Here is a 20,726-nt window from a genome sequence, read left to right on the forward strand (position 1 = left end):
ATACACGCACGCCCCCATCACGGCAATGCCGGCCAGCGGCCGGCACTACCGGTGAGGCAACCGCTGTGATCAGCGCTGTTCGGCAGCGACCAGCTCGGCCAGCTGCACGGCATTCAACGCCGCGCCCTTGCGCACGTTGTCCGACACGATCCACAGGTTCAGGCCGCGCGGGTGCGACAGATCCTCACGGATGCGGCCAACGTACACCGCGTCGGTGCCCGACGCATGCGTGACCGGGGTCGGGTAACCACCGGCTTCGTGACGATCCACCACTTCGATGCCCGGCGACTGCTCCAGCAGCGCGCGCGCTTCTGCGACGGTCACCTTGTCGCGGGTCTCGATCGCGACCGACTCGGAGTGGCCGTAGAACACCGGCACGCGCACTGCAGTCGGGTTCACCAGGATGCTGTCGTCACCGAGGATCTTGCGGGTCTCCCAGATCAGCTTCATCTCTTCCTTGGTGAAGCCATTGTCCTGGAAGTCGTCGATGTGCGGGATCAGGTTGAAGGCGATCTGCACCGGGAAGCGCTGCGGATCGATTTCCTGGAAGCTCAGCAGCTGGCCGGTCTGCTTGCCCAGCTCCTCGGTTGCCGAACGGCCACCGCCGGACACCGACTGGTAGGTGGAGACGTTGATGCGCTCGATGCCGTACTTGCGGTGCAGCGGTGCCAACGCCACCAGCATCTGCATGGTCGAGCAATTCGGGTTGGCGATGATGCCGCGCGGACGGTTGGCGACCTGCTCCGGGTTGACCTCGGACACCACCAGCGGCACGTCATCGTCGTAGCGGAAGGCCGAGGAGTTGTCGATCACCACCGCACCGGCGGCGGCGAACTTCGGTGCGTATTCCTTGGACACGCTGCCGCCGGCCGAGAACAGCGCGATCTCGACGCCGCTCGGATCGAAGGTGGCCAGGTCCTGGACCTTGACCTTCTGGCCGTTGAACTCGATCTCGCCGCCGGCCGAACGCTCGGAAGCGAGAACGCTCAGGGTGCCGACCGGGAAATCACGCTCGGCCAGGATCGACAACATGGTCTCGCCGACCGCACCGGTGGCACCGACGACGGCGACGTGGAAACTGCGCTGTGCATTGCTCATGGGGGAAACTCTCACGAAAACGGGGATGGGGAAAAAACACGCACGACAGCTGGGTTCGGGGAACCTCCTCAAGCGGGGCGCGCGGAGGTTCCCTATCGTTTCCCGGTTTTTTTGCCCAGAGTCACGCGCGCGGCCATCGCCGCCTCTGCGTTGATCGCGCTCGGCATGCGCGACGGGCCGCCGTCCAGGCCGAGCCCGGCAACCAGATTATCCACGGCCAGCTGTACCATCGCCGTGCGCGTGGCCAGCGAGGCGCTGCCGATGTGCGGAGTGAGCACGACGTTGCGCAGCGCCAGCAGTTCGGGGCGTACCTTTGGCTCGCCTTCGTACACATCCAGACCCGCTGCAGCAAGGCGGCCGCTGGCCAGTGCATCGGCCAGCGCGATCTCATCGACCAGGCCACCACGTGCGATGTTCACCAGCGTCGCCGACGGCTTCATCTTCGCCAGCGCGGCGGCATCGATCAGGTGGTGCGAGGCCGGGGTATACGGCAGCACCAGCAGCAGGTGATCGGACTGCGCCAGCAGGGTGTCCAGGTCCACATAACGGGCCCCCACCTCCGCTTCGGTCGCGGCCGGAAGCTGCGAACGGTTGTGGTACAGCACCTTCATGCCGAAACCATGCGCGCCGCGGCGGGCGATGCCCTGGCCGATGCGGCCCATGCCGAGGATACCCAGCGTGCTGCCGTGGATGTCGGCACCGAGCATGGTCTGGAACGACCACTGCTGCCACTGGCCTTCGCGCAGCCAGCGCTCGGATTCAGTGATGCGGCGCGCGGTGGCCATCAACAGAGCGAAACCGAGATCGGCGGTGGTTTCAGTCAGGACGTCCGGGGTATTGCTGGCGAGGATGCCGGCCGCACTGAGCGCGTCGACGTCCAGGTTGTTGTAGCCGACACCGACATTGGCGATCACCTGCAGCTGCGCGGCATCGGCCACCTGGGCCGCGCCGATGCGCTCGTTGAGGGTGATGATGGCGCCGTCGGCGCTGGCCAGCTGTTCGGCGATCTGGTCGGGCGACCAAGCGGTGACGGTGTCGGTGCTGCGCAGCTGCACGCGATCGCGCAGCGGCGCGATGGCCGCGTCGATCAGCGGCTGGCTCACCCACACGGTCGGCCGCGTGTCAGCCATCGATCTGCCCGGGAATGCGCGGGGTGATCGTGCCGACATCGCCGCACTGCGCGCGATGACGCAGCGCCTGGTCCATCAGCACCATCGCCACCATCGCCTCGGCGATCGGAGTGGCGCGGATGCCGACGCAGGGATCGTGGCGACCGGTGGTGACCACCTCGACCACGTTGCCGGCCGTGTCCAGCGACGGGCCCGGCAGGCGCAGGCTGGAGGTCGGCTTCAACGCGATCGACGCGACCACCGGCTGGCCGGTGGAAATGCCACCGAGGATGCCGCCAGCGTGGTTGCTGGCAAACCCCTGAGGGGTCAGCAGGTCGCGGTGTTCGGTGCCCTTCTGTGCGGCGCTGGCGAAACCGTCGCCGATCTCAACGCCCTTCACCGCGTTGATGCTCATCAGCGCGGCGGCCAGGTCACCGTCGAGCTTGCCGTAGATCGGCTCGCCCCAGCCTGGCGGCACGTTGTCGGCCACCACGTCCACGCGCGCACCGACCGAATCACCGGACTTGCGCAGCGCATCCATGTACGCCTCCAGTTCCGGCACCTGTGCGGCGTGCGGCCAGAAGAAGGGATTGTCTTCCACCGCCGACCAGTCGAAACCGGCCGGGGTGATCTCGCCGAGCTGCGACAGGTAGCCGCGCACGGTCACGCCGAAGCGCTCGGCCAGCCATTTCTTGGCGACTACGCCGGCGGCCACGCGCATGGTGGTCTCGCGCGCGGAAGAACGGCCGCCACCGCGCGGGTCGCGGATGCCGTACTTGTGCCAGTAGCTGTAGTCGGCATGGCCCGGCCGGAACTGCTGGCCGATGTTGGCGTAGTCCTTGCTGCGCTGGTCGGTGTTGCGGATCAGCAGGGCGATCGGCGTGCCGGTGGTCAGGCCCTCGTACACGCCGGACAGGATCTCGACCTCGTCCGCCTCGCGGCGCGCTGAGGTGTGCCGGCTCTTGCCGGTAGCGCGACGCTGCAGGTCGTGGGCGAATTCGGCCGCGTCCAGCGCCAGCCCCGGAGGGCAGCCATCGATCACGCAGCCGATGGCCGGCCCGTGCGACTCGCCGAACGTGGTGACGGTGAACAGCTTGCCGAACGAATTGGAACTCACGGGCGCTGCGCCGCCAGTTCGGTGATGCGCGCGCTGTGGGCGATCAGCTCGCGGCATTCGACCGCGAAGATGCCCATCTGGCCAACCTTGAATTCGATCCAGGCGAAGTCGACTTCCGGCAGCAGCTTGATCAGGTGCTGCTCGGACTCGCCCACTTCACAGATCAGCAGACCGTCTTCGCTCAGGTGCAGCGGCGCATCGCGCAGGATCTTCAGCACCAGGTCCAGGCCGTCGTCGCCGGCACGCAGGCCCATCTCCGGCTCGTAGGAGTATTCCTGCGGCAGGGCATCGGTCTCGTCGTTGGTGACGTACGGGGGGTTGGTGACGATCAGGTCGTAGTGGCGACCGGTCAGGCCGTTGAACAGGTCCGACTTGAGCAGGGTCACGTTGTGCGCCTGCAGGCGTTCCTTGTTTTCCTCGGCCAGCGACAGCGCGTCGTCGCTCAGGTCGACACCGTCCACTTCCCAGTTCGGGTAATAGTGGCCCATGGCGATGGCGATGCAGCCCGAACCGGTGCACAGGTCCAGCGCACGGCTGACATCGCGGCCGGCCAACCACGGCTCGAAGCCGCACTCGATCAGTTCAGCGATCGGCGAGCGCGGCACCAGGGCGCGCTTGTCGCTCTTGAAGCTCAGACCGGCGAACCAGGCCTCACCGGTCAGGTAGGCGGCCGGGATGCGTTCGTCGATGCGACGCTCGAACAGTTCCAGCACACGCACCTTCTCTTCCTGCAGCAGACGCGCCTGGCCGTACGCCGGGCCGAGGTCGTGCGGCAGGTGCAGGCTGTGCAGCACCAGCTGGGTGGCCTCGTCCAGCGCATTGTCGTAGCTGTGACCGAAGGTCAGCCCGGCTTCGTTGAAACGGCTGGTGCCGTAGCGGATCAGATCGATGATCGTGTGGAGTTCGGCGGCCGTTTCAGCGGTCATGGCGGTACTGCGGGCAAAGTGGCCCCCGATTATAGGGACTGACGCCCGCGGCGGCATCCGTTGCGGCAGAAACGATCGGGCCGCAGCCGGTATGATGGAGCCCACTTCGCGCGGGGGCTCCCATGTTCAATCGCAACGCCGGCATCATCCTGCTGATCGCCCTGGCGGCGGGTCTCGGCCTGCTGGCCGCCCAGCAGGTGTTCGCGCCGAAGCCGCCGGCCAATGCCCCGGCCACCGAAGCGATCACCCTGTACCCGCAGCCGCGCGAACTGCCCGACTTCAATCTGGCCCAGTCCGACGGCACCCGCCTGATCCCGGGCGAACTGAAGGGTCACTGGACCCTGGTGTTCCTGGGCTTCACCTTCTGCCCGGACGTCTGCCCGACCACCCTGGCCGAGCTGGCCGGCGCGCAGAACCAGTGGGAGGCCCTGCCCGACAGCCTGCGCCCGCGCGTGCTGTTCATCTCGGTCGACCCGGACCGTGACAGCGCCACCCGCCTCGGCGAGTACGTGCACGGCTTCCACAAGGACACTCTGGCCGCCACCGCCGATGTGCCCTCGCTGGAGCGCTTCGCCACCTCGCTGGGCTTCGTGTTCCAGAAGGTGCCGGGCAAGCACTTCGACGAGAACCCCGAGGATTACACCGTCGAGCACTCGGCCAGCCTGGCCGTGCTCGACCCGCAGGGCCGCCTTGCCGGCCTGGTGCGGCCCCCGTTCAACGCGCCGGCCATTGCCCGCGACCTGCAGAAGCTGACCGAGAAAACCGCCCCATGAGCCTCACCACCGCCCTGACGTACGCCCTGCCCCACCGCCTGCTGTCCTCGATGGCGCGTTCGCTGGCGTACTCGGACGATCCGCGCGTGTCGCGCTGGCTGATCGACACGGTCACCCGCAAGTTCAACGTCAATCTGGACGAAGCGGCCAACCCGGACCCGCGCAGCTATGCCACCTTCAACCAGTTCTTCACCCGTGCACTGAAGCCGGGCGCGCGCGTGGCCGATGCCGATCCGCGCAGCCTGGTGATGCCGGCCGACGGCCGCATCAGCCAGCTCGGCAGGATCGAGGCCGGCCGCATCTTCCAGGCCAAGGGCCAGTCGTTCACCGCCGCCGAACTGCTGGGCAGTGACGAGGACGCCAAGCCGTACAACGACGGCCTGTACGCCACCGTGTACCTGTCGCCGCGCGACTACCACCGCGTGCACATGCCGTGGACCGGCACCCTGCGCGAAACCGTGCACGTGCCCGGCCGCCTGTTCAGCGTCGGCCCGGCCGCCGTCAACGGCGTGCCGCGCCTGTTCGCGCGCAACGAGCGCCTGGTCTGCCATTTCGACACCAGCTTCGGCCCGATGGTCAGCGTGATGGTCGGTGCGCTGCTGGTGTCCGGTGTGGAAACCGTGTGGAGCGGCGAAGAAATTCCGGCCTACGGTGACCGCATCACCCGCAAGGACTACCGCGGCCAGGGCATCCAGCTGGAGCGCTTCGCCGAGATGGCGCGCTTCAACTACGGCTCGACCGTGATCGTGCTGCTGCCGCCGGGCGTGGCCGAGTTCGCCCCGCAGCTGGGCGCCGAAAGCCCGGTGCAGCTGGGCCAGGCGCTGGCGAAGCTGCGCTGAGGCTTCGGTAGTGCCGGCCGCTGGCCGGCATCTCCGTTGATCCAACGCGACGAGCATTGCCGGCCAGCGGCCGGCACTACCGGTATGCGCGTTACTGCAGGGCCGGGGCCGGGCCGACGTCCATGCCGTCGTAGTCTTCCACGCCCTTTTCCGCGGCCAGCGCAGCGAATTCCTGGTTGCGGCGGTCCAGCGAGGCTTCGTCGTGGATCTCCACACGCTCCACGTGCAGCACGTGGAACGGCGCGTCGCCCTCTTCCGGCTCCTGTTCGAACAGTTCCACGAAGGTGTAGCCCTGCGCCTGCAGGTGCTCTGCCAGTGCCTGCAACGGCTCGGCCGTGGAGTGCACGAAGAAGTACCCCCACAGCAACGGGCCGTTGATGTCCCAGTCGGTGTTTTCGCGGAGGTTGGCGAACAGGTTGCGGGTGTCTTCGAGATCCATGTGGGTTCCAGAGGTCGTGGGGGATTACTTGTCGCAGCCCTGCAGCTTCAGCGTCTGGCCGTGGCGCAGGCTGTAGGCCGGGGCCTTCAGGCCGTTGGCGCGGGCCAGGGTCGGCACGTCGCACTGGAACTTCGCGGCAATGGCGCCCAGGGTCTCACCCCGGCCCACCTTGTGGCTGCGCACCGGCTTCGGCCGTGCCGCCGGGCGCGGCGTGGCTACCGGAGCGACCGGTGTGGTCGGCACGCTGGTGGAGGCCGCGGCGTCGGCCACCGGCACCACGCCGCCCACGGCCACGCTGCCGGTGTAGCTGGCGGCGGTCGGGCGCTTGATCGCCGCGTTCAGATCGGCGGTGATCAGGGTGCGGGCCAGGTCGGCACGCGGGCCACTGACGCAGTTGCGCTGGTACAGGCCGGCAATGCGGGTGGTGGCGTTGATCAGCGTGCCGGCCGGAATCCAGCCATCGGCCTCATAGCGCGGGTTGAGATTGCGCAGCGCGCGCATGTAGCCATCACGGGTGCCGTGGCTGCCCAGGCAGATGGTCAGTTCGTAGATGGTGGTGGACTTGGCCAGGCGCAGCGTGGCCGGCTGCGCACTGATCTTCGGCAGCTCCACACCGTACTGCTGCGGGTGCAGGAAGATCCAGGCCGCGGCGATCACCATCGGCACGTAGTCCTTGGTTTCACCGGGGAACTGGTTGTAGACGCTGTCGGTCCAGAAACTCTGGCCACCGCTCTGCTTGAACACGCGCGCGGCGCGGCCTTCGCCACCGTTGTAGGCGGCCACCGACATTTCCACGTTGTTGTTCAGTTCGCGCAGGCGCTCGTTGAGATAACTGGCGCTGGCCTCGGCGGCACTGCGTGCGTCAAAGCGCGTGTCGAAGCCGGTGCCGTCCGGGCCCAGGCCGAAGCGGCGGCCGGTGGCCGGCATGAACTGCATCAGCCCGGCGGCGCCGGCACGCGAGGAGGCATGCACACGGCCGTTGGACTCCTTGGCCATGATGCCGAACAGCAGCGCCTCCGGCAGACCACGCTTTTCCCACTCCGGCCACATCACCGCGCGCAGGTTCTGGTAGTTCTCGTAGCTGGTCAGCAGCGCCGGGCGCATGTCGGTCAACCAGCGGCGGATGCCGGCCTGCACGGCGGGGTTGTACTCGACCATGGTGTCGAAGGCATGTCGCTTGTCGTTGAGCAGCGCTGCAGCGCGCGCGGCCTCCGGCACGTCGGCGGTAAGCGGGCCGATATGGTCGGGGTCGGCTTCCAGGCGGTCACCACCCTCATCGGCCACGTCATCGCTGGCAGCGGCATCAGCATCATGCTTGAGCAGGCGCTTGTAGCTGGCCAGCAGGGTGCCCATCTGGCAGCCCTTCTGCTTCACGCAGTCGTTGAGGACATCTTCCATGTCCTCCAGCGCGGCGTCCGCCTCGTTGCTGCCCTTGGGGTCGGCATTGGCGACCAGCAGCAGCGCATCGCTGTAGCGCTTCTCGGCGGCGGTCATGCGCTGCTGCAGCGCATCCACCTTCACCTTGTCCCGGGCCGAAACCCGCTGCGCATGGGCGTCGGGCGCCAGGGAAACCAGGCCGGCCAGGGCCAGCAGCGGCCAACCGCGGGAAATCAGGACAGGAACGGGCATTGATGGCACTGTGTGCGAAACAGGCAGGCAGAGTAGCGGCGCCGCCAAGGTCCGGGCAAGCCGACCTTCGGCCCGTCACCGCCGGCGGTTAACATTGGGCTATTCACCACAAGGGCTGGACCATGGATCCGATTCTGCTCGGCAAAGGCATCACCGACGATATTGCCGTCACCCTGCTGCCGAAACTCGGCAACCGCCACGGCCTGGTGGCCGGCGCCACCGGTACCGGCAAGACCGTGACCTTGATGACCCTGGCCGAGGGCTTCTCGCGGCTGGGCGTGCCGGTGTTCCTGGCCGATGTGAAGGGCGATGTGTCCGGCCTGGCCGTGCCCGGCACCGGTGCCGAGAACCTGCTCAAGCGCGCCGCCGAGATCGGCGTGGCCGACTACGCACCGGCCGCCAGCCCGACGATTTTCTGGGACCTGTACGGCAAGCTCGGCCACCCGGTACGCACTACGGTCAGCGAAATGGGCCCGACCCTGCTGGCACGCATCCTCGAGTTGAACGACACCCAGTCCGGCGTGCTCGACATCGTGTTCAAGCTGGCCGACGACCGTGGCCTGCTGCTGCTGGACATGGACGACCTGCGCGCCCTGCTCGGCCTGGTTGCCGAGGAACGCAAGGACATCTCCACCGAGTACGGCCTGGTCAGCGCGCAGTCCATCGCTGCGATCCAGCGCTCGGTGTTGCGCCTGGCGCAGGATGGCGGCGAGAACTTCTTCGGCGAACCGGCCTTGGAACTGGCCGACATCATGCGGGTCAATCACGACGGCCGCGGCGTGATCGGCATCCTCGCCGCCGACCAGCTGGTGCTCAAGCCCAAGCTGTATTCCACCTTCCTGCTGTGGCTGCTGTCGGAGCTGTTCGAGCAGCTGCCGGAGGTGGGCGACCTGGACAAGCCGAAGCTGGTCTTCATCTTCGACGAGGCCCACCTGCTGTTCGACGACGCACCGGCCTCGCTGGTGCAGCGCATCGAGCAGGTGGTGCGCCTGATCCGCTCCAAGGGCGTGGGCGTGTATTTCTGCTCGCAGTTCCCCGACGACGTACCGGGCAACATCCTCGGCCAGCTCGGCAACCGCGTGCAGCACGCACTGCGTGCGTTCACACCGCGCGACCAGAAGGCGGTGAAGACCGCTGCCGAGACCTTCGTGCCGAATCCGAAGCTGGACGTGGCCAAGGTGCTCAGTCAGCTCGGCACCGGCGAAGCACTGGTCTCCACGCTGCAGGACAAGGGCGTGCCGATGCCGGTGCAGCAGACGATGATCGCACCGCCGCGCTGCCGGATGGGGCCGATCACCGAGGCCGAGCGCGCCCAGGTGCGTGCCGGCAGCCCGGTCGGCAGCCGCTACGACACCGCGATCAACCGCGAATCGGCCGCCGAGCTGCTGGCCCAGCGTGCGCAGAAAACAGTCGAGCAGGCGCAGGCTCCCGCCGCCCGCAGCCGCGAGCAGGACGAAGCGCAGGAAGGCGGTTTCGGCCAGGCGATCAAGGATGCGATCTTCGGCACCAAGCGCCGCCAGGGCATGATCGAGACCATGGCCAAGCAGACCACGCGTACCGTTGGCACCAAGCTGGGCAACCAGATCGTGCGCGGCCTGCTGGGCGGCATCTTCGGCGGCAAACGCTGACCTGCCCTCCCGGGGTCGGAGGCCTTTCCTGTGGAAAGGACCCGGCCCCATCGTTCCCCTGAAAAGAAGTTGCACCACATGTCGCGTTGGCGCCCCCCTGCAGAAAAGAGTACCGCCCTGATCACCGCCTCCGGCCACGCCCGGTTGAAGGCCGAACTGGATGAGCTGTGGCGTGTGCGCCGCCCGGAGGTGGTGAAGGCGCTGGCCGCCGCTGCCGCGGAAGGCGACCGCTCCGAGAACGCCGAGTACACCTACCGCAAGAAGCAGCTGGGTGAAATCGACCGCCGCGTGCGCTACCTGACCAAGCGGCTGGAATCGCTGCGCGTGGTCGACACCACGCCGACCGATCCGCAGGCGGTGTTCTTTGGTGCGTGGGTGGAACTGGAGAACGTGGACAGTGGCGACACCAGCCGCTATCGCATTGTCGGCCCGGATGAGACCGACGCAGGCCTGGGTTGGATCAGCATCGATTCGCCGCTGGCACGTGCACTGCTGAAGAAGCGGCTGGATGATGAATTCTCGGTGGAGCTGCCCGGCGGCCAGTTCACCTTTGCGGTAATCGGGGTGGAATACGAGCCGTTGTAGAGTCGACTGTCAGTCGACTACCGCGCGAAGCGCGGCACAAACCTCCGCAGCCGGACGGCAAACGCACCGCGATCCTCAATCGCGGATGATGACTCGCCGAAGCCATCTGTCAGGCGTTCACGGCCTCGGAACGAAGAGCAGTCGACTGACAGTCGACTCTACATAGCCCCGTGCAACGGCGGCGGATACTGGCGGCCGGCACGCAACGGGCGGAAGTACTCGGCATCTGCATAGAAGTCGGCGTCCTGTCTCTCGTGCCAGCCCGGAACTCCAGCCAACGGCAGCGGACGCAACTGCAGGGGATCGGTCACTGCCCTGCCTTCGGCGATGGCCGCGGTCACTGCGTCAACGCAGGTGTCATCGGCTTTGCCGTGCACCACCACGCACTTGCCCACCAGCCGGCGGCCCGGCAGCAGCGCCTGCTCCATCAGCGCGTGCCCGAATACCGCAGCGATGGCGATGTCGCCGCTCAGCCAGTGTCTCGATTCGAACAGCGCACACCAGTCGTGCACATCCCAGGCAGCCAGCAGCGTGTGATCGCGCACGCGCACGATCACGCCGGTTTCGTCGAACTGGGTCAGTGCCGCCTGCGCGCGGTTGCGCTGACCCGGCGGCATCGCCTCGATATGCCGGCACTGCTGCGCATTGAGCGCCTGCTTGAGCTGCGGGTAGTGGGCCCACACCAGTGCGTTGAACAGGTCATGCCAGTTGTCGGCGCGGGTGGCGATGCGGCCCTGTGCGATGCGGGCTTCGTAGTGCAGGCCGTCGGCCAGCAGCGTGGCATCCTGCTCGACCAGCTGCTTGCCCGGTAGCGCGAGACGTGCCTCGAGCGCTGCAATGGACGGCCACTCCGGGCCTTCCAACAGATCACGAACGTCGCGCAATCCGGCAAACACCGGGTGCGCGAACACCTGTGGATCGACCGCCGCACGCGGCGGCGGTACGAAGCGGCGGACGCCGCTGCCGTCACCGGCGGCGGCCGTCGCCGCGGTCACAGCATCTTGAGATCGAATGCCGGGCGGGTGGCGGCCGGCAGCGCGTCACCGTACAGGTCGTGCTCGTCGCTCTCGGTGATGTCCACGTCGACGAACTCGCCCACGCGCAGCGGCACCTGGTCGGCATTCTGGATATGCACCAGGCCATCGATCTCCGGCGCATCCGCCTTGGAGCGGGCCACGGCGATATCGCCCTCGATGGCATCGACCAGGCACTGCTGCACGGTACCGATCTTGGCCTCCAGGCGTGCGGCGGAAATCTGCGCCTGCTTCTCCATGAACCGGGCCAGGCGTTCCTGCTTCACTTCCTCCGGAACCGCATCCGGCAGGTCGTTGGCGGTGGCACCCTCGACCGGCGAATAGGCGAACGCGCCGACGCGGTCCAGCTGCGCTTCGTCGAGGAACGACAGCAGCTCTTCAAATTCGGCCTCGGTCTCGCCGGGGAAGCCGACGATGAAGGTGGAACGCACGGTGATGTCCGGCGCGATACGGCGCCAGTTCTGCACGCGCTCCAGGGTCTTCTCGACCGCGCCGGGGCGCTTCATCAGGCGCAGGATGCGTGGGCTGGCGTGCTGGAACGGGATGTCCAGGTACGGCAGGATGCGGTTTTCGGCCATCAGCGGCACCACCTCGTCCACGTGCGGGTACGGGTAGACGTAGTGCATGCGCACCCACGCATCCAGCTCGGACAGGCCTTCGCACAGCGCCTTCAGGCGGGTCTGGTAGGCCTTGTCGCGCCACATCTTCTCGGCGTACTTCACGTCCACGCCGTAGGCCGAGGTGTCCTGCGAAACCACCAGCAGCTCGCGCACGCCACCACGCACCAGGCGCTCGGCTTCACGCAGCACTTCATCCACCGGGCGCGAAACCAGCTTGCCGCGCATCGACGGAATGATGCAGAAGCTGCACTTGTGGTTGCAGCCCTCGGAAATCTTCAGGTAGGCGTAGTGGCGCGGGGTCAGCTTGATACCGTAGTCGGGCACCAGGTCCACGAACGGATCGTGCTTGGGCGGCAGCGCTTCATGCACCGCTTCCATCACGCTCTGGTAGTCCTGCGGGCCGGACACCGCCAGCACGTTGGGGTACGCCTCGCGGATCTGCTCCGGGCGCTTGCCCAGGCAGCCGGTGACGATGACCTTGCCGTTCTGGTTCATCGCCTCGCCGATCGCGTCCAGCGACTCGGTCACCGCCGAATCGATGAAGCCGCAGGTGTTGACCACCACCACGTCGGCCGAATCGTAGGACGGCACGATGTCGTAGCCTTCCGAGCGGAGCTGGGTAAGGATGCGTTCGGAATCGACAAGGGCCTTCGGGCACCCCAATGAAATAAACCCTATACTTCTACGATCCGACACTGCTCTACCTGGCGCTATGGCTACAAAGGCGAGAGTTTACAGCTACTTGCGCTTCAGTGACCCGAAGCAGGCTGCCGGCAGCAGTGCCGACCGGCAGCTGGAGTATGCCAAGCGCTGGGCGGCCGAGCATGGGATGGCACTAGATGCCGCTCTATCTATGCAGGATGAAGGCCTTTCCGCCTACCACCAACGGCACGTAACCAAGGGGGCGCTGGGTGTCTTCTTGGCCGCGATCGATGAGGGCCGAATCCCGGCCGGATCGGTCCTGATCGTTGAGGGGCTCGACCGACTGAGCCGCGCAGAGCCCATCCAAGCGCAAGCCCAGTTGGCGCAGATCATCAATGCCGGGATCACGGTGGTAACCGCCAGCGACGGCCGCGAGTACAACCGCGCCGGCCTCAAGGCCCAGCCCATGGACCTTGTCTACAGCCTGCTGGTGATGATTCGGGCGCACGAGGAATCGGACACCAAGAGCAAGCGCGTGCGCGCTGCCATCCACCGCCAATGCAAGGGTTGGCAGGACGGGACCTGGCGCGGCGTCATCAGGAACGGCAAGGACCCGAGCTGGACCCGGCTGGACCCGGAGAGCAAGACGTTTCAGCTCGTGCCCGAGCGCGCCGAGGCGGTAAAGCTGGCAATCCGCATGTTCAGGGACGGCCACGGAGCCGTCAGGATCATGCGCACCCTTGCTGAAGAGGGCCTGCAGTTGACCAACGGCGGCAACCCGGCCGGCCAGCTCTACCGGATCCTGCGAAACAGGGCCCTGATCGGTGAAAAAGTCCTGGAGATCGATGGTGAAGAGTACCGCCTGGCCGGGTACTACCCGCCCCTCCTGAGCGCCGAGCAGTTCGCGGACCTGCAGCAGGCGACCGAGCAGCGGGCGAAACAGAAGGGCACTGGGGAGATTCCCGGCCTGATCACCGGCTTGCGGATCTCATACTGCGGCTACTGCGGGTCGGCAATGGTCGCGCAGAACCTGATGAACCGCGGTCGCCGCGAAGACGGCGGACCGCAGCACGGGCACCGGCGGTTGATATGCGTGGGCAACTCCCAGGGCATGGGCTGCGCCGTTGCTGGCAGCTGCAGCGTCGTACCTATTGAACACGCGATCATGAGTTACTGCGCGGACCAGATGAATCTGACCCGGTTGTTCGAGGGTGGGGATAGATCAGAGGCGCTGGGCGGCAGATTGGCCGTCGCGCGTGCGCGGGTAGCTGACACTACCGCGAAGATTGAGCGGATCACCGATGCCATGCTGGCCGATGACGCTGGAGAGGCTCCGGCTGCATTCATGCGCCGTGCGAGAGAGATGGAAGCGGAGCTGGCCGACCAGCAGGCCGAGGTAGAGGCGCTGGAGCACGAAATGGCAGCAGTCGCCAGCTCGCCCACACCGGCCGTGGCCAAAGCGTGGGCCGAACTACAGGAGGGTGTGAAAGCGCTGGACTATGACGCGCGAACCAAGGCCCGCCAGCTGGTGGCCGACACCTTCGAGCGTATCTCGATCTACCACCGGGGAACCGAGCCGGAGCAGACTCGGTCCTGGAAGGGGACCATAGACCTGGTGTTGGTGGCGAAACGCGGCAGCGCGCGCATTCTTCATGTGGATCGCCAGACGGGCGAATGGCGGGGAGGCGAAGAGATCCTTGCCCTGCCAGATAGCCCCTTGCCTTAGACCGTGTAACCAAGGCAGATAGCCCTACCCCATCCAGCCGAACGGCGGATCAAGGTCAGCCTTGGCCAGTCGGTTGCCGCGGACCTTTTCCTGCCAGGCCCGGATCAAGGCCACGTCCTCGCGCAACCTCGCCTCGTGCCTGACCACCCATTGTTCGGCGCCGGCCCGGCCCTGCGCGTAGCTGCTGCACCAGCGGAACGGTCCTCCCGGGCCGTGCCGGTGCCGGTCCAGCGAGGCAATCCAGATGCCATCGTTCACCCGTTCTGCCATGGCCACCACCCACACCCCATGGCAGGCGATCACAGTCGGGGTGTCATTCGGGTGGCTGGCCGACCTAGTCGTCCAGTAGAAGTCGGCGGGGAGCGGCATGGCCGGAAGAATACGACCGACCGTCGCAGATCCTGCGAACGTGGCGGTGACCTGCCTGAATCGTTCGGGATGGGCGCCGGCGCGGCGCTGCTCAAGCGCCCCCGGGTTGAGCTGCCTGCGGCCCCGGATCCGGCAAAGCTTAGGATGGCTGCCCTGCCAGGTCGGCACCCTCGGGTAACCTCGTACCGTTGGGTCGGCTGTGCTTGCACGTCCAAGAAGGGGGCCTGATGAATGTGAATAACGTCTCAGATCGGGCATGATCGACTTCACCCACCACCTGTTCACGTAGTCATGCCCGACACCGGCCTTTTCCAGATTAATCAGGTGACTGGGGTCCGAGAGGCCGACGGGACCCTAATCCAAGTCACACGTATCGATGCTGCATGCATGTTATGTCGACGATGGTTCGTCGCTACAGCTGAACGCAACCTTCACGACGTAAACGGAGCCGCGGTCATTAGCTGTCCGAACTGCGATAGCCGGCAGGCGATCAGTCGTAGCCGACTGGAGGATTTTCGGTAGAGATCTCTCGTCGTGCCTCTGTTTTCCCCCGCCTGCTTCAGCCCCCCATGCCTCTCAGAAGCCTGGAACGTCTTCACTCGCGCGGTGAACACGCCGCGGAACAACCGCGAGGATCTGCTGCAACCCGTGGCATGGCGTTCAACCGAAGCACGACAGAACCTCCGGCTGGACGCTGCCTGTACGAACTTCAATGGCCGGTCACGTCGATCAGCACGAAGTGGCCGGATGCACTGAACTGCGTCGCATTGTCGGACTGGGGGATCAGGGCAGCCGCGCCGGCATAGTAGAAGCGCCCCGACCCGGCTGCGCCCGTTCCATCCCCCTGCGGCCCGGTCAACCGGAAACCCACACCGCGCTCGATCCTCTGACAGGAACGAGACGAGATCACCGCGTAGCGCCGACCAGCCGGCACCTGCATATAGGCGCCCTCTGCTGCCCCGAACGGGGCAGTAGTTACGCCCATGATGCGTAGGGGCTTCGCCCAGGAAGCGAAGGCCAGCTCCCCGGTATGCTCTCGGTACACCTCGATTCCGGTCTTGCCCGGCGTTCCAGTCACAACCGAGTCGTACACCCACACCGTGCCGAACACAATCGATGAGCCCGTGTAGGCCGACACTCGCCAGTTGTTGCCGCCGAGATTGGTCAGAATCACGCTGAGCCCGAAGTTGTTGTTCGGACCCGTGACCGCAACCACGGGGCTCTTGGCCTGGAAGTCACGCGTGACGTACCGGGTTACTACGATCCCAGACACCTGGTACGCGACGGCGCCAGCTTCGTTGATATCGAACTTGTGGCGCAGATGGAAGTTGAGCAGATCGCTTCGGACCTGCACCGTTCCAGATGGGGTGTATGCCTCAAACCCTCCTATTAGCATTTCAGTGCACCCCGTAAAGGACAGTTGCCGGAACCAGGGAGAAGACTGGTTGCCCGTTGGCATCCACATCCGTGCCCCAGTAAACCCTGCCATCCGAGTACCAAACGGTTGGCGTGCGGCCAGGCTGGGCTGGTGGGGGCACCACATAGAAGAGGAAATCCCCTGGTGGCAGCGGCCCGACCCACGTCGAATTTCCATGCACGGCGTCGGTCTGAACCGTGCCGATGAACAACCCCAAACGGGTCGTGTAATCGATCTCCAGCGACCCGTCGGGATTGAAGGTCTGGATGCCTGCAGGCATGCTTCTGCTCCTCTATTGATTGGCGGGAGGACGTTTGCCCCTCCCGCCTTTTCGCTATTGCCACCAGCCCATGCGCGTGGCCAGCTGCCCGTTCGGGTAGTAGGTGCGCCAGTTCCCGTCGCTGTACTCCGTGCGCTGTCCGCCACCCGGCGACGACACCCGGAACATGTCCGCAAGAACATCGAAGGCAGATATCTCACCCGTAGCTGAGAGCTGCACACCACCGATCTTCTTGTCGGCACGAACGTTCACGCCCCACTGGGCACTGGCTTCCATACCGCCGGCAGACCACGGCGACGGTGCCGTGGCGTCCGGTGCACACTGCTCCAGCATCGGATTAACACACCACATGGCGGCATCGTTGGCGATGTCGGTCGTCGTCCAAGACGCGATCTGGAGCCAAACCGTTTTCGCGTTTGGTGGACACACGCCCGAGCGAACAAACACGCGCTTGTAATCCCCCAAGGTGCTGGATGCTCCGTAGTTGTCTACCAGCGGGGATGCATACTCCGACCCGATCACGTTACCGTTCGCGTCCACAAAGAACACAGTCACGCGGGAACGCATCCGGTAGTTGTTGAAGTACGCCGACGCCATGTATGTTTTACCCGGCTCTGCAGGAACCGTCTGACAGGTTCCGCAACCCCAGCCGTTATTGACGCCACCAGCAGGGGCATAGTGGACCATAGCCCGCATACCTGCAGGGACGCGGCCGTCCTGAAACTCAATGTTGTTTCGACGCCACGGGCCGTCAGCCCAACGGGTAAACCATGCCGGGCTCAACGAGCCCTCCATCGTCGCTGTACGCAGCAAGTTTCCACCACCGCCCAACGTCTTGACCCGTGCATCCATGGTCTGAACCACGGATGCCTCAGCTTTACCAGCAAGCGACGTTTGGATGCCCGTAATCTGCTGCGCCTGCGCCGACTGCGTCTGCCCCTGCTGCGTGACCTGGGTCTTCAGCTCGTTGAAGCCGCTGGCCGACACATCACCCACCTGCGTCTTCAGGCTCACCAGGTCCTGCGCAGTCGCGTCCAGCTTGCTGCCCTGCTGGTTCACCGCCGTGGTGAGGCCTGCCGTTGCAGCAGCATTGGCGGTGATCTTGACCTCGTTGGTAATGTCGTAGAACTCGATCCGATCAATTAAGACTCGGGCCGGGCCCGTAGACCCGGCACGGTTCGTCACCCACACGTGGGACAGGACTTCCGTACGATCGTCACCGATGGGGTGCTCTAGCTGGAACCGCTGCCACTCCGGGGTCAGGTTCGGGGTTGTCTGGTCATTGCTACCCTCACCAGCCACCCCACCCGTACGCACGCGGCAGCGAGCCGTAATCGACGCAGTGCCCGAGATTGCCCGAGCAACAACGACGGTGCGCATGCGGCGGCCGGTGCCCGCCTTCATACCCGACCAGCGATTACCGTTGGCGAACAGACCTGGCGACTGGGTCGCGTTCTGTACCACGGTCACGTCTACCGCCGAGCCGATCTGCCCCGCACCGTTGGACCACACAATGTCACCACCGGTAGCGCCCGTGTTCGTCTTCACGAACGGGGACATGCCGCCGTCGAAACCGGAATTGGTGTTGATGTTGTCGCCGCGGTTGAACGTGGTGGTGATGGTGGTATTTAGATCGGTGACCTGGCTTGCTGTGCTGACCAAAGTGTTCTCGGCGCTCGTTACCCTGGAGGCCAGCCCGGTGATGGCTTGCGCGTTCGCCTCCGAAGATTGCTGTGCACCATAGGCCTCAGTTACATCGGTGATGACAATGTCATCCAGCAGCAGAATCGACCCGATCACGCGTTGGGACTTGGGGTCGGTCGCGTGACCAGGGAGAGAAACGAACAAGCGCCCCTGTGCCGCAGACGCGTTGGTCGTCACGTAACCGCTCACCTTCGTCCACGAGGTTTTCGACAGACTGGCGACACCCCAATTCACAGTCGTCCAAACATTGCTCGTACCGCCAACACCTGCGGCAGAGGTCTGAACTCCAATGCGCAGATTGCTCTTGTTGTCGGGCGGAATCTCAGCGCTACCAGAGGAAAGTGCTGCCCATGCCTCGACGTACAGGCGTCGAACTCCGACGAGGGGAATGAACTCGGTGACCGGATAGCAATCGGCATTCAGATCAGGGCGTGCGTCAGACGGCACCTGAATCAACAGGCCACGATTTCCATTGCGCTTTGCCGACGTGTTGACGGTGAACGTCGTGCCATAGCCTTGGGACAGCAAATGGCCATCCGCGAACTGCTCAAACGTCCCCGATGGGAACATCCCACCACCACCGGCCAAACTGGCCTTCATCTCCGACTGCAGCTTGGTGACACTGGTCGAAGTCGAATCGATCTTGCCCTCCGCCGTCGTCACGCGCGTCGTGAGGTTCTGCAGGGCAGATGCGTTGGCGTCGGTCCTCCCGGAAACGCCGGTCAGGTCGCTGCGAAGCGCCGTCAGCTGTCCAGCCTGCGACGTGACAGTGTTGCCCAACTGCGTCACGCTGGTGCTGAGGTCCGAGATCGCTTGAGCGTTCGCGAGAAGTTCGGTCACTTCCTCCAGCGCTACGTCGTCGACCCACAACGTACCAGCCGTGTGATTCATGGTGAGCGACAGCTGCAACGCCGTGATGGACGTGTTCTCCGCAACGGTATAGACCGCTCCCAGGTAGGTCCATTCGCTCTTCCCCGGCAAGAATGGCGTTGCACCGCCAACAAGTGCCGCCGTCTGCGTACCCAGCCGCAACTTGCTGTTGTCAGGCGTGCCGTTGAAATCAGCAGTGGTTCTGTACCAGCAGCCATAGCGATACTTCTTGCCAGGCTTTGCTTCCATGTCCCGGCCGCCCGGCAGAATCCCGTTTGCTACGGCAGTGCGCACGCCGTTTACACCGTCTGCACGAAACGCTGCACCTCCTGCACGACCTTCCGTTGCAGCAACCAACATGGTCGGGCTGCTGTAGGACCAACCCACATCACGGCCAGCCTGCCAGCCACCGTTCACGACCAGGTTGCTTCCCTGCGAAATCATCGACGGCAACGTGGCGTTGATCGTCGTGATCGACTGCGCCAACGCGTTGGTGGTGGTCGCGGTGGCCTCCTGCAGCGCCGTCACCGATGCCGCGGTTGCCAGCGAACCGGTGCCGACCGGCATGCGAGCTTCCATCGTGCTGATGCGCTGCACCTGCGCCGAGTCCGCAGCCACTCGGGCTTTCAGCTCCTCGTAGGCCAGTCCAGCGGTCAGCTGCAGCGGATCCGTTCCCGTGTAGTTCCCGCGCATCTGCACGGCCAGTGCGGTGCGCTGGGTGGCCTCGGCCGCGTCTGCCGTGATCCGGGCCTGGGTTTCCTCCTGCACCAGCGCCACAGACGCACCCGGCTGCGGACGCCCCACGGCGATGTAGTCGATCAGGTAGTAGTTGGCGACGGTCTGCGCCGCCCCCAGCTGCAGGCGAATCGCATCAACCGTGGCCGGCCACCAAGCAATGTCCTGCACGTCGACTGTGGCCACGCCATTCACGTCCCACGCTGGTTCCGGGATGGCCGCACGCTTCTGCGTGTTCCACGCCTGGTCGGTGGCGGTGATCCACTGCAGGAACCCGCTCCACACCGGCGAGCCCACGCGCTTCACGCGCAGCTTCACGAAGCGGTATGCGCTTCCGTCCACGGCCAGCGCCACTGGCGACTGTACCCACGGCGCCGTGGCGTGGTTTGCGGGGCGCAGCCAGCCATCCACAAGCGTAGGGGCACCGTTGCCCGTCCACCCTTCGGTGGTCTGGTTGAACGGCCAGAGCTTGATGCTGTCGAACTGCGTGCCGCTGCCGGCCGCAACCTCTGACACTGCGCGCGCCAGCGATTCATCGGCGCTCTGCCGCAGTTGCTGCTCATGGCTGATCGCCGCCTCGCGCTCCAGCTTCTCATTCAGGAGCGCATCGATTCGCGCCCGGGCCTCCGCACTGATCGCCTGCATGGCCTCGGTCACGCCCTGCTGCCGCAGCAGCGCTTCGGCGACCAAGTCCTGCGCCGCCTGTGCCAGCCCGGCGGCGCGGGCCGCCGCCTCGTCTGCGATCGCTTGGATGCGGGCACTGATCTCCGCCGCCAGCTTGGCCTGCTGCTCAGCCAGGTCCTTGGAGGTGGTGGGCGGAACAACGCCCACCACGGTTCCGGTGCCTGTCTTGCCGCGAACGGTGGGGGTGATCTGGAACCACCAGGTCTTGCCGCTGCCGTCGCTGTAGACGTACCGCGTCTCGGTGGTGCGGTGGATCTCCGTCCACGGGCCATCCTGGCTCTCGCTGCGCGAGATGACGTAGACCACGCCCTCCAGATTGACGGCGTCCCATTCGAGCACGACGCCGTCGGCCACCGGCGTGGGGGTAACCCCGTTCGCCGGCGGCACGTCCGGCGCCTTGAAGGGCACCGGAAACCACGTGGAAAAGCGCGGTGCCACCGGAGACGCGGACGGCAGCCCGCCCACGCCGATTTCCACCAGCGTGAGTTTTCTTGCTTGCATT

At 65.7% G+C, this 20,726-nt stretch carries 17 protein-coding genes; 5 read left to right on the plus strand and 12 right to left on the minus strand.

The genetic code is table 11. The annotated features are described in order from the left end of the window. Positions 1-69: 69 nt before the first annotated feature. The 4 genes from ACZK5G_RS15765 to prmB form a co-directional block, all read right to left on the minus strand. Positions 70-1,098, minus strand: a complete 1,029-nt coding sequence (locus ACZK5G_RS15765) for an aspartate-semialdehyde dehydrogenase (protein ID WP_012511725.1) — start codon at positions 1,096-1,098, stop codon at positions 70-72. Between the two features lie 92 nt (positions 1,099-1,190). Beyond that, entirely contained in the window at positions 1,191-2,228 is a 1,038-nt protein-coding gene (locus ACZK5G_RS15770) for a 2-hydroxyacid dehydrogenase (RefSeq protein ID WP_478464002.1), read from the minus strand. Continuing rightward, the gene (gene aroC / locus ACZK5G_RS15775; protein ID WP_478464004.1) at positions 2,221-3,324 is read right to left on the minus strand and encodes a chorismate synthase; all 1,104 of its coding nucleotides are present in this window, start codon (positions 3,322-3,324) and stop codon (positions 2,221-2,223) included. The genes ACZK5G_RS15770 and aroC overlap by 8 nt, the downstream gene beginning before the upstream one ends. Beyond that, positions 3,321-4,250 (minus strand): 50S ribosomal protein L3 N(5)-glutamine methyltransferase, encoded by a 930-nt coding sequence (prmB, locus tag ACZK5G_RS15780; protein WP_478464005.1) that lies wholly within the window; start codon positions 4,248-4,250, stop codon positions 3,321-3,323. Before prmB ends, aroC begins: the two co-directional genes overlap by 4 nt. Before the next feature lie 122 nt (positions 4,251-4,372). Between prmB and ACZK5G_RS15785 the strand changes: the two genes are divergently transcribed. Together ACZK5G_RS15785 and asd are read left to right on the plus strand one after the other, a co-directional pair. Beyond that, the gene (locus ACZK5G_RS15785; RefSeq protein WP_006381470.1) at positions 4,373-5,023 is read left to right on the plus strand and encodes an SCO family protein; all 651 of its coding nucleotides are present in this window, start codon (positions 4,373-4,375) and stop codon (positions 5,021-5,023) included. Further along, positions 5,020-5,862 carry an archaetidylserine decarboxylase gene (gene asd / locus ACZK5G_RS15790; protein ID WP_006381472.1) on the plus strand — a complete coding sequence of 281 codons (843 nt, stop codon included), beginning with the start codon at positions 5,020-5,022 and terminating at the stop codon, positions 5,860-5,862. The genes ACZK5G_RS15785 and asd overlap by 4 nt, the downstream gene beginning before the upstream one ends. A 91-nt stretch (positions 5,863-5,953) precedes the next feature. Here the strand turns inward: asd and ACZK5G_RS15795 are convergent, their stop codons facing one another. Then, positions 5,954-6,301 (minus strand): ribonuclease E inhibitor RraB, encoded by a 348-nt coding sequence (locus ACZK5G_RS15795; protein WP_032128242.1) that lies wholly within the window; start codon positions 6,299-6,301, stop codon positions 5,954-5,956. A gap of 24 nt (positions 6,302-6,325) precedes the next feature. Beyond that, positions 6,326-7,930, minus strand: coding sequence for a transglycosylase SLT domain-containing protein (locus ACZK5G_RS15800; RefSeq protein ID WP_071228772.1), 1,605 nt, complete (start codon positions 7,928-7,930; stop codon positions 6,326-6,328). A gap of 122 nt (positions 7,931-8,052) precedes the next feature. Here ACZK5G_RS15800 and ACZK5G_RS15805 point away from each other — a divergent pair, with 122 nt between their 5' ends. Next, positions 8,053-9,558 (plus strand): helicase HerA-like domain-containing protein, encoded by a 1,506-nt coding sequence (locus tag ACZK5G_RS15805; protein WP_478056999.1) that lies wholly within the window; start codon positions 8,053-8,055, stop codon positions 9,556-9,558. Between the two features lie 78 nt (positions 9,559-9,636). After that, positions 9,637-10,143 carry a transcription elongation factor GreB gene (gene greB / locus ACZK5G_RS15810; RefSeq protein WP_032128239.1) on the plus strand — a complete coding sequence of 169 codons (507 nt, stop codon included), beginning with the start codon at positions 9,637-9,639 and terminating at the stop codon, positions 10,141-10,143. Between the two features lie 158 nt (positions 10,144-10,301). On the opposite strand, the gene ACZK5G_RS15815 is transcribed toward greB, so the two are convergent. Both ACZK5G_RS15815 and rimO read right to left on the minus strand, forming a co-directional pair. Then, positions 10,302-11,138 carry a DUF3025 domain-containing protein gene (locus ACZK5G_RS15815; RefSeq protein ID WP_478464007.1) on the minus strand — a complete coding sequence of 279 codons (837 nt, stop codon included), beginning with the start codon at positions 11,136-11,138 and terminating at the stop codon, positions 10,302-10,304. After that, on the minus strand, positions 11,135-12,493 hold the full coding sequence (rimO, locus tag ACZK5G_RS15820; protein WP_201116929.1) for a 30S ribosomal protein S12 methylthiotransferase RimO: 1,359 nt from the start codon (positions 12,491-12,493) through the stop codon (positions 11,135-11,137). The genes ACZK5G_RS15815 and rimO overlap by 4 nt, the downstream gene beginning before the upstream one ends. 46 nt (positions 12,494-12,539) lie before the next feature. Between rimO and ACZK5G_RS15825 the strand changes: the two genes are divergently transcribed. Continuing rightward, entirely contained in the window at positions 12,540-14,165 is a 1,626-nt protein-coding gene (locus tag ACZK5G_RS15825) for a recombinase family protein (RefSeq protein ID WP_478464008.1), read from the plus strand. A 24-nt stretch (positions 14,166-14,189) separates the two neighbouring features. On the opposite strand, the gene ACZK5G_RS15830 is transcribed toward ACZK5G_RS15825, so the two are convergent. From ACZK5G_RS15830 to ACZK5G_RS15845, 4 genes are all read right to left on the minus strand, one after another. Further along, a complete protein-coding gene (locus tag ACZK5G_RS15830; protein ID WP_478464010.1) occupies positions 14,190-14,702 on the minus strand; it encodes a hypothetical protein in 513 nt (170 codons plus the stop codon). A gap of 541 nt (positions 14,703-15,243) precedes the next feature. Further along, complete coding sequence (locus ACZK5G_RS15835) at positions 15,244-15,888, minus strand: hypothetical protein (protein ID WP_478464012.1); 645 nt, start codon at positions 15,886-15,888, stop codon at positions 15,244-15,246. Between the two features lie 43 nt (positions 15,889-15,931). Then, positions 15,932-16,231, minus strand: a complete 300-nt coding sequence (locus ACZK5G_RS15840; RefSeq protein WP_191862519.1) for a hypothetical protein — start codon at positions 16,229-16,231, stop codon at positions 15,932-15,934. A 54-nt stretch (positions 16,232-16,285) separates the two neighbouring features. Continuing rightward, on the minus strand, positions 16,286-20,725 hold the full coding sequence (locus ACZK5G_RS15845) for a hypothetical protein (RefSeq protein WP_478464013.1): 4,440 nt from the start codon (positions 20,723-20,725) through the stop codon (positions 16,286-16,288). Position 20,726 lies beyond the last annotated feature (1 nt).

This window comes from Stenotrophomonas sp. 62841_Sma, assembly GCF_056482945.1.

Excerpts from the sequence above, each read along its gene's own strand:
- ACZK5G_RS15800 (WP_071228772.1), bottom strand. The coding sequence starts at position 7,930 with ATGCCCGTTCCTGTCCTGATTTCCCGCGGTTGGCCGCTGCTGGCCCTG.
- greB (WP_032128239.1), top strand. The coding sequence starts at position 9,637 with ATGTCGCGTTGGCGCCCCCCTGCAGAAAAGAGTACCGCCCTGATCACC.
- ACZK5G_RS15840 (WP_191862519.1), bottom strand. The coding sequence starts at position 16,231 with ATGCCTGCAGGCATCCAGACCTTCAATCCCGACGGGTCGCTGGAGATC.
- ACZK5G_RS15805 (WP_478056999.1), top strand. The coding sequence starts at position 8,053 with ATGGATCCGATTCTGCTCGGCAAAGGCATCACCGACGATATTGCCGTC.
- ACZK5G_RS15795 (WP_032128242.1), bottom strand. The coding sequence starts at position 6,301 with ATGGATCTCGAAGACACCCGCAACCTGTTCGCCAACCTCCGCGAAAAC.
- asd (WP_006381472.1), top strand. The coding sequence starts at position 5,020 with ATGAGCCTCACCACCGCCCTGACGTACGCCCTGCCCCACCGCCTGCTG.
- ACZK5G_RS15785 (WP_006381470.1), top strand. The coding sequence starts at position 4,373 with ATGTTCAATCGCAACGCCGGCATCATCCTGCTGATCGCCCTGGCGGCG.
- ACZK5G_RS15765 (WP_012511725.1), bottom strand. The coding sequence starts at position 1,098 with ATGAGCAATGCACAGCGCAGTTTCCACGTCGCCGTCGTCGGTGCCACC.
- ACZK5G_RS15770 (WP_478464002.1), bottom strand. The coding sequence starts at position 2,228 with ATGGCTGACACGCGGCCGACCGTGTGGGTGAGCCAGCCGCTGATCGAC.
- prmB (WP_478464005.1), bottom strand. The coding sequence starts at position 4,250 with ATGACCGCTGAAACGGCCGCCGAACTCCACACGATCATCGATCTGATC.
- ACZK5G_RS15845 (WP_478464013.1), bottom strand. The coding sequence starts at position 20,725 with ATGCAAGCAAGAAAACTCACGCTGGTGGAAATCGGCGTGGGCGGGCTG.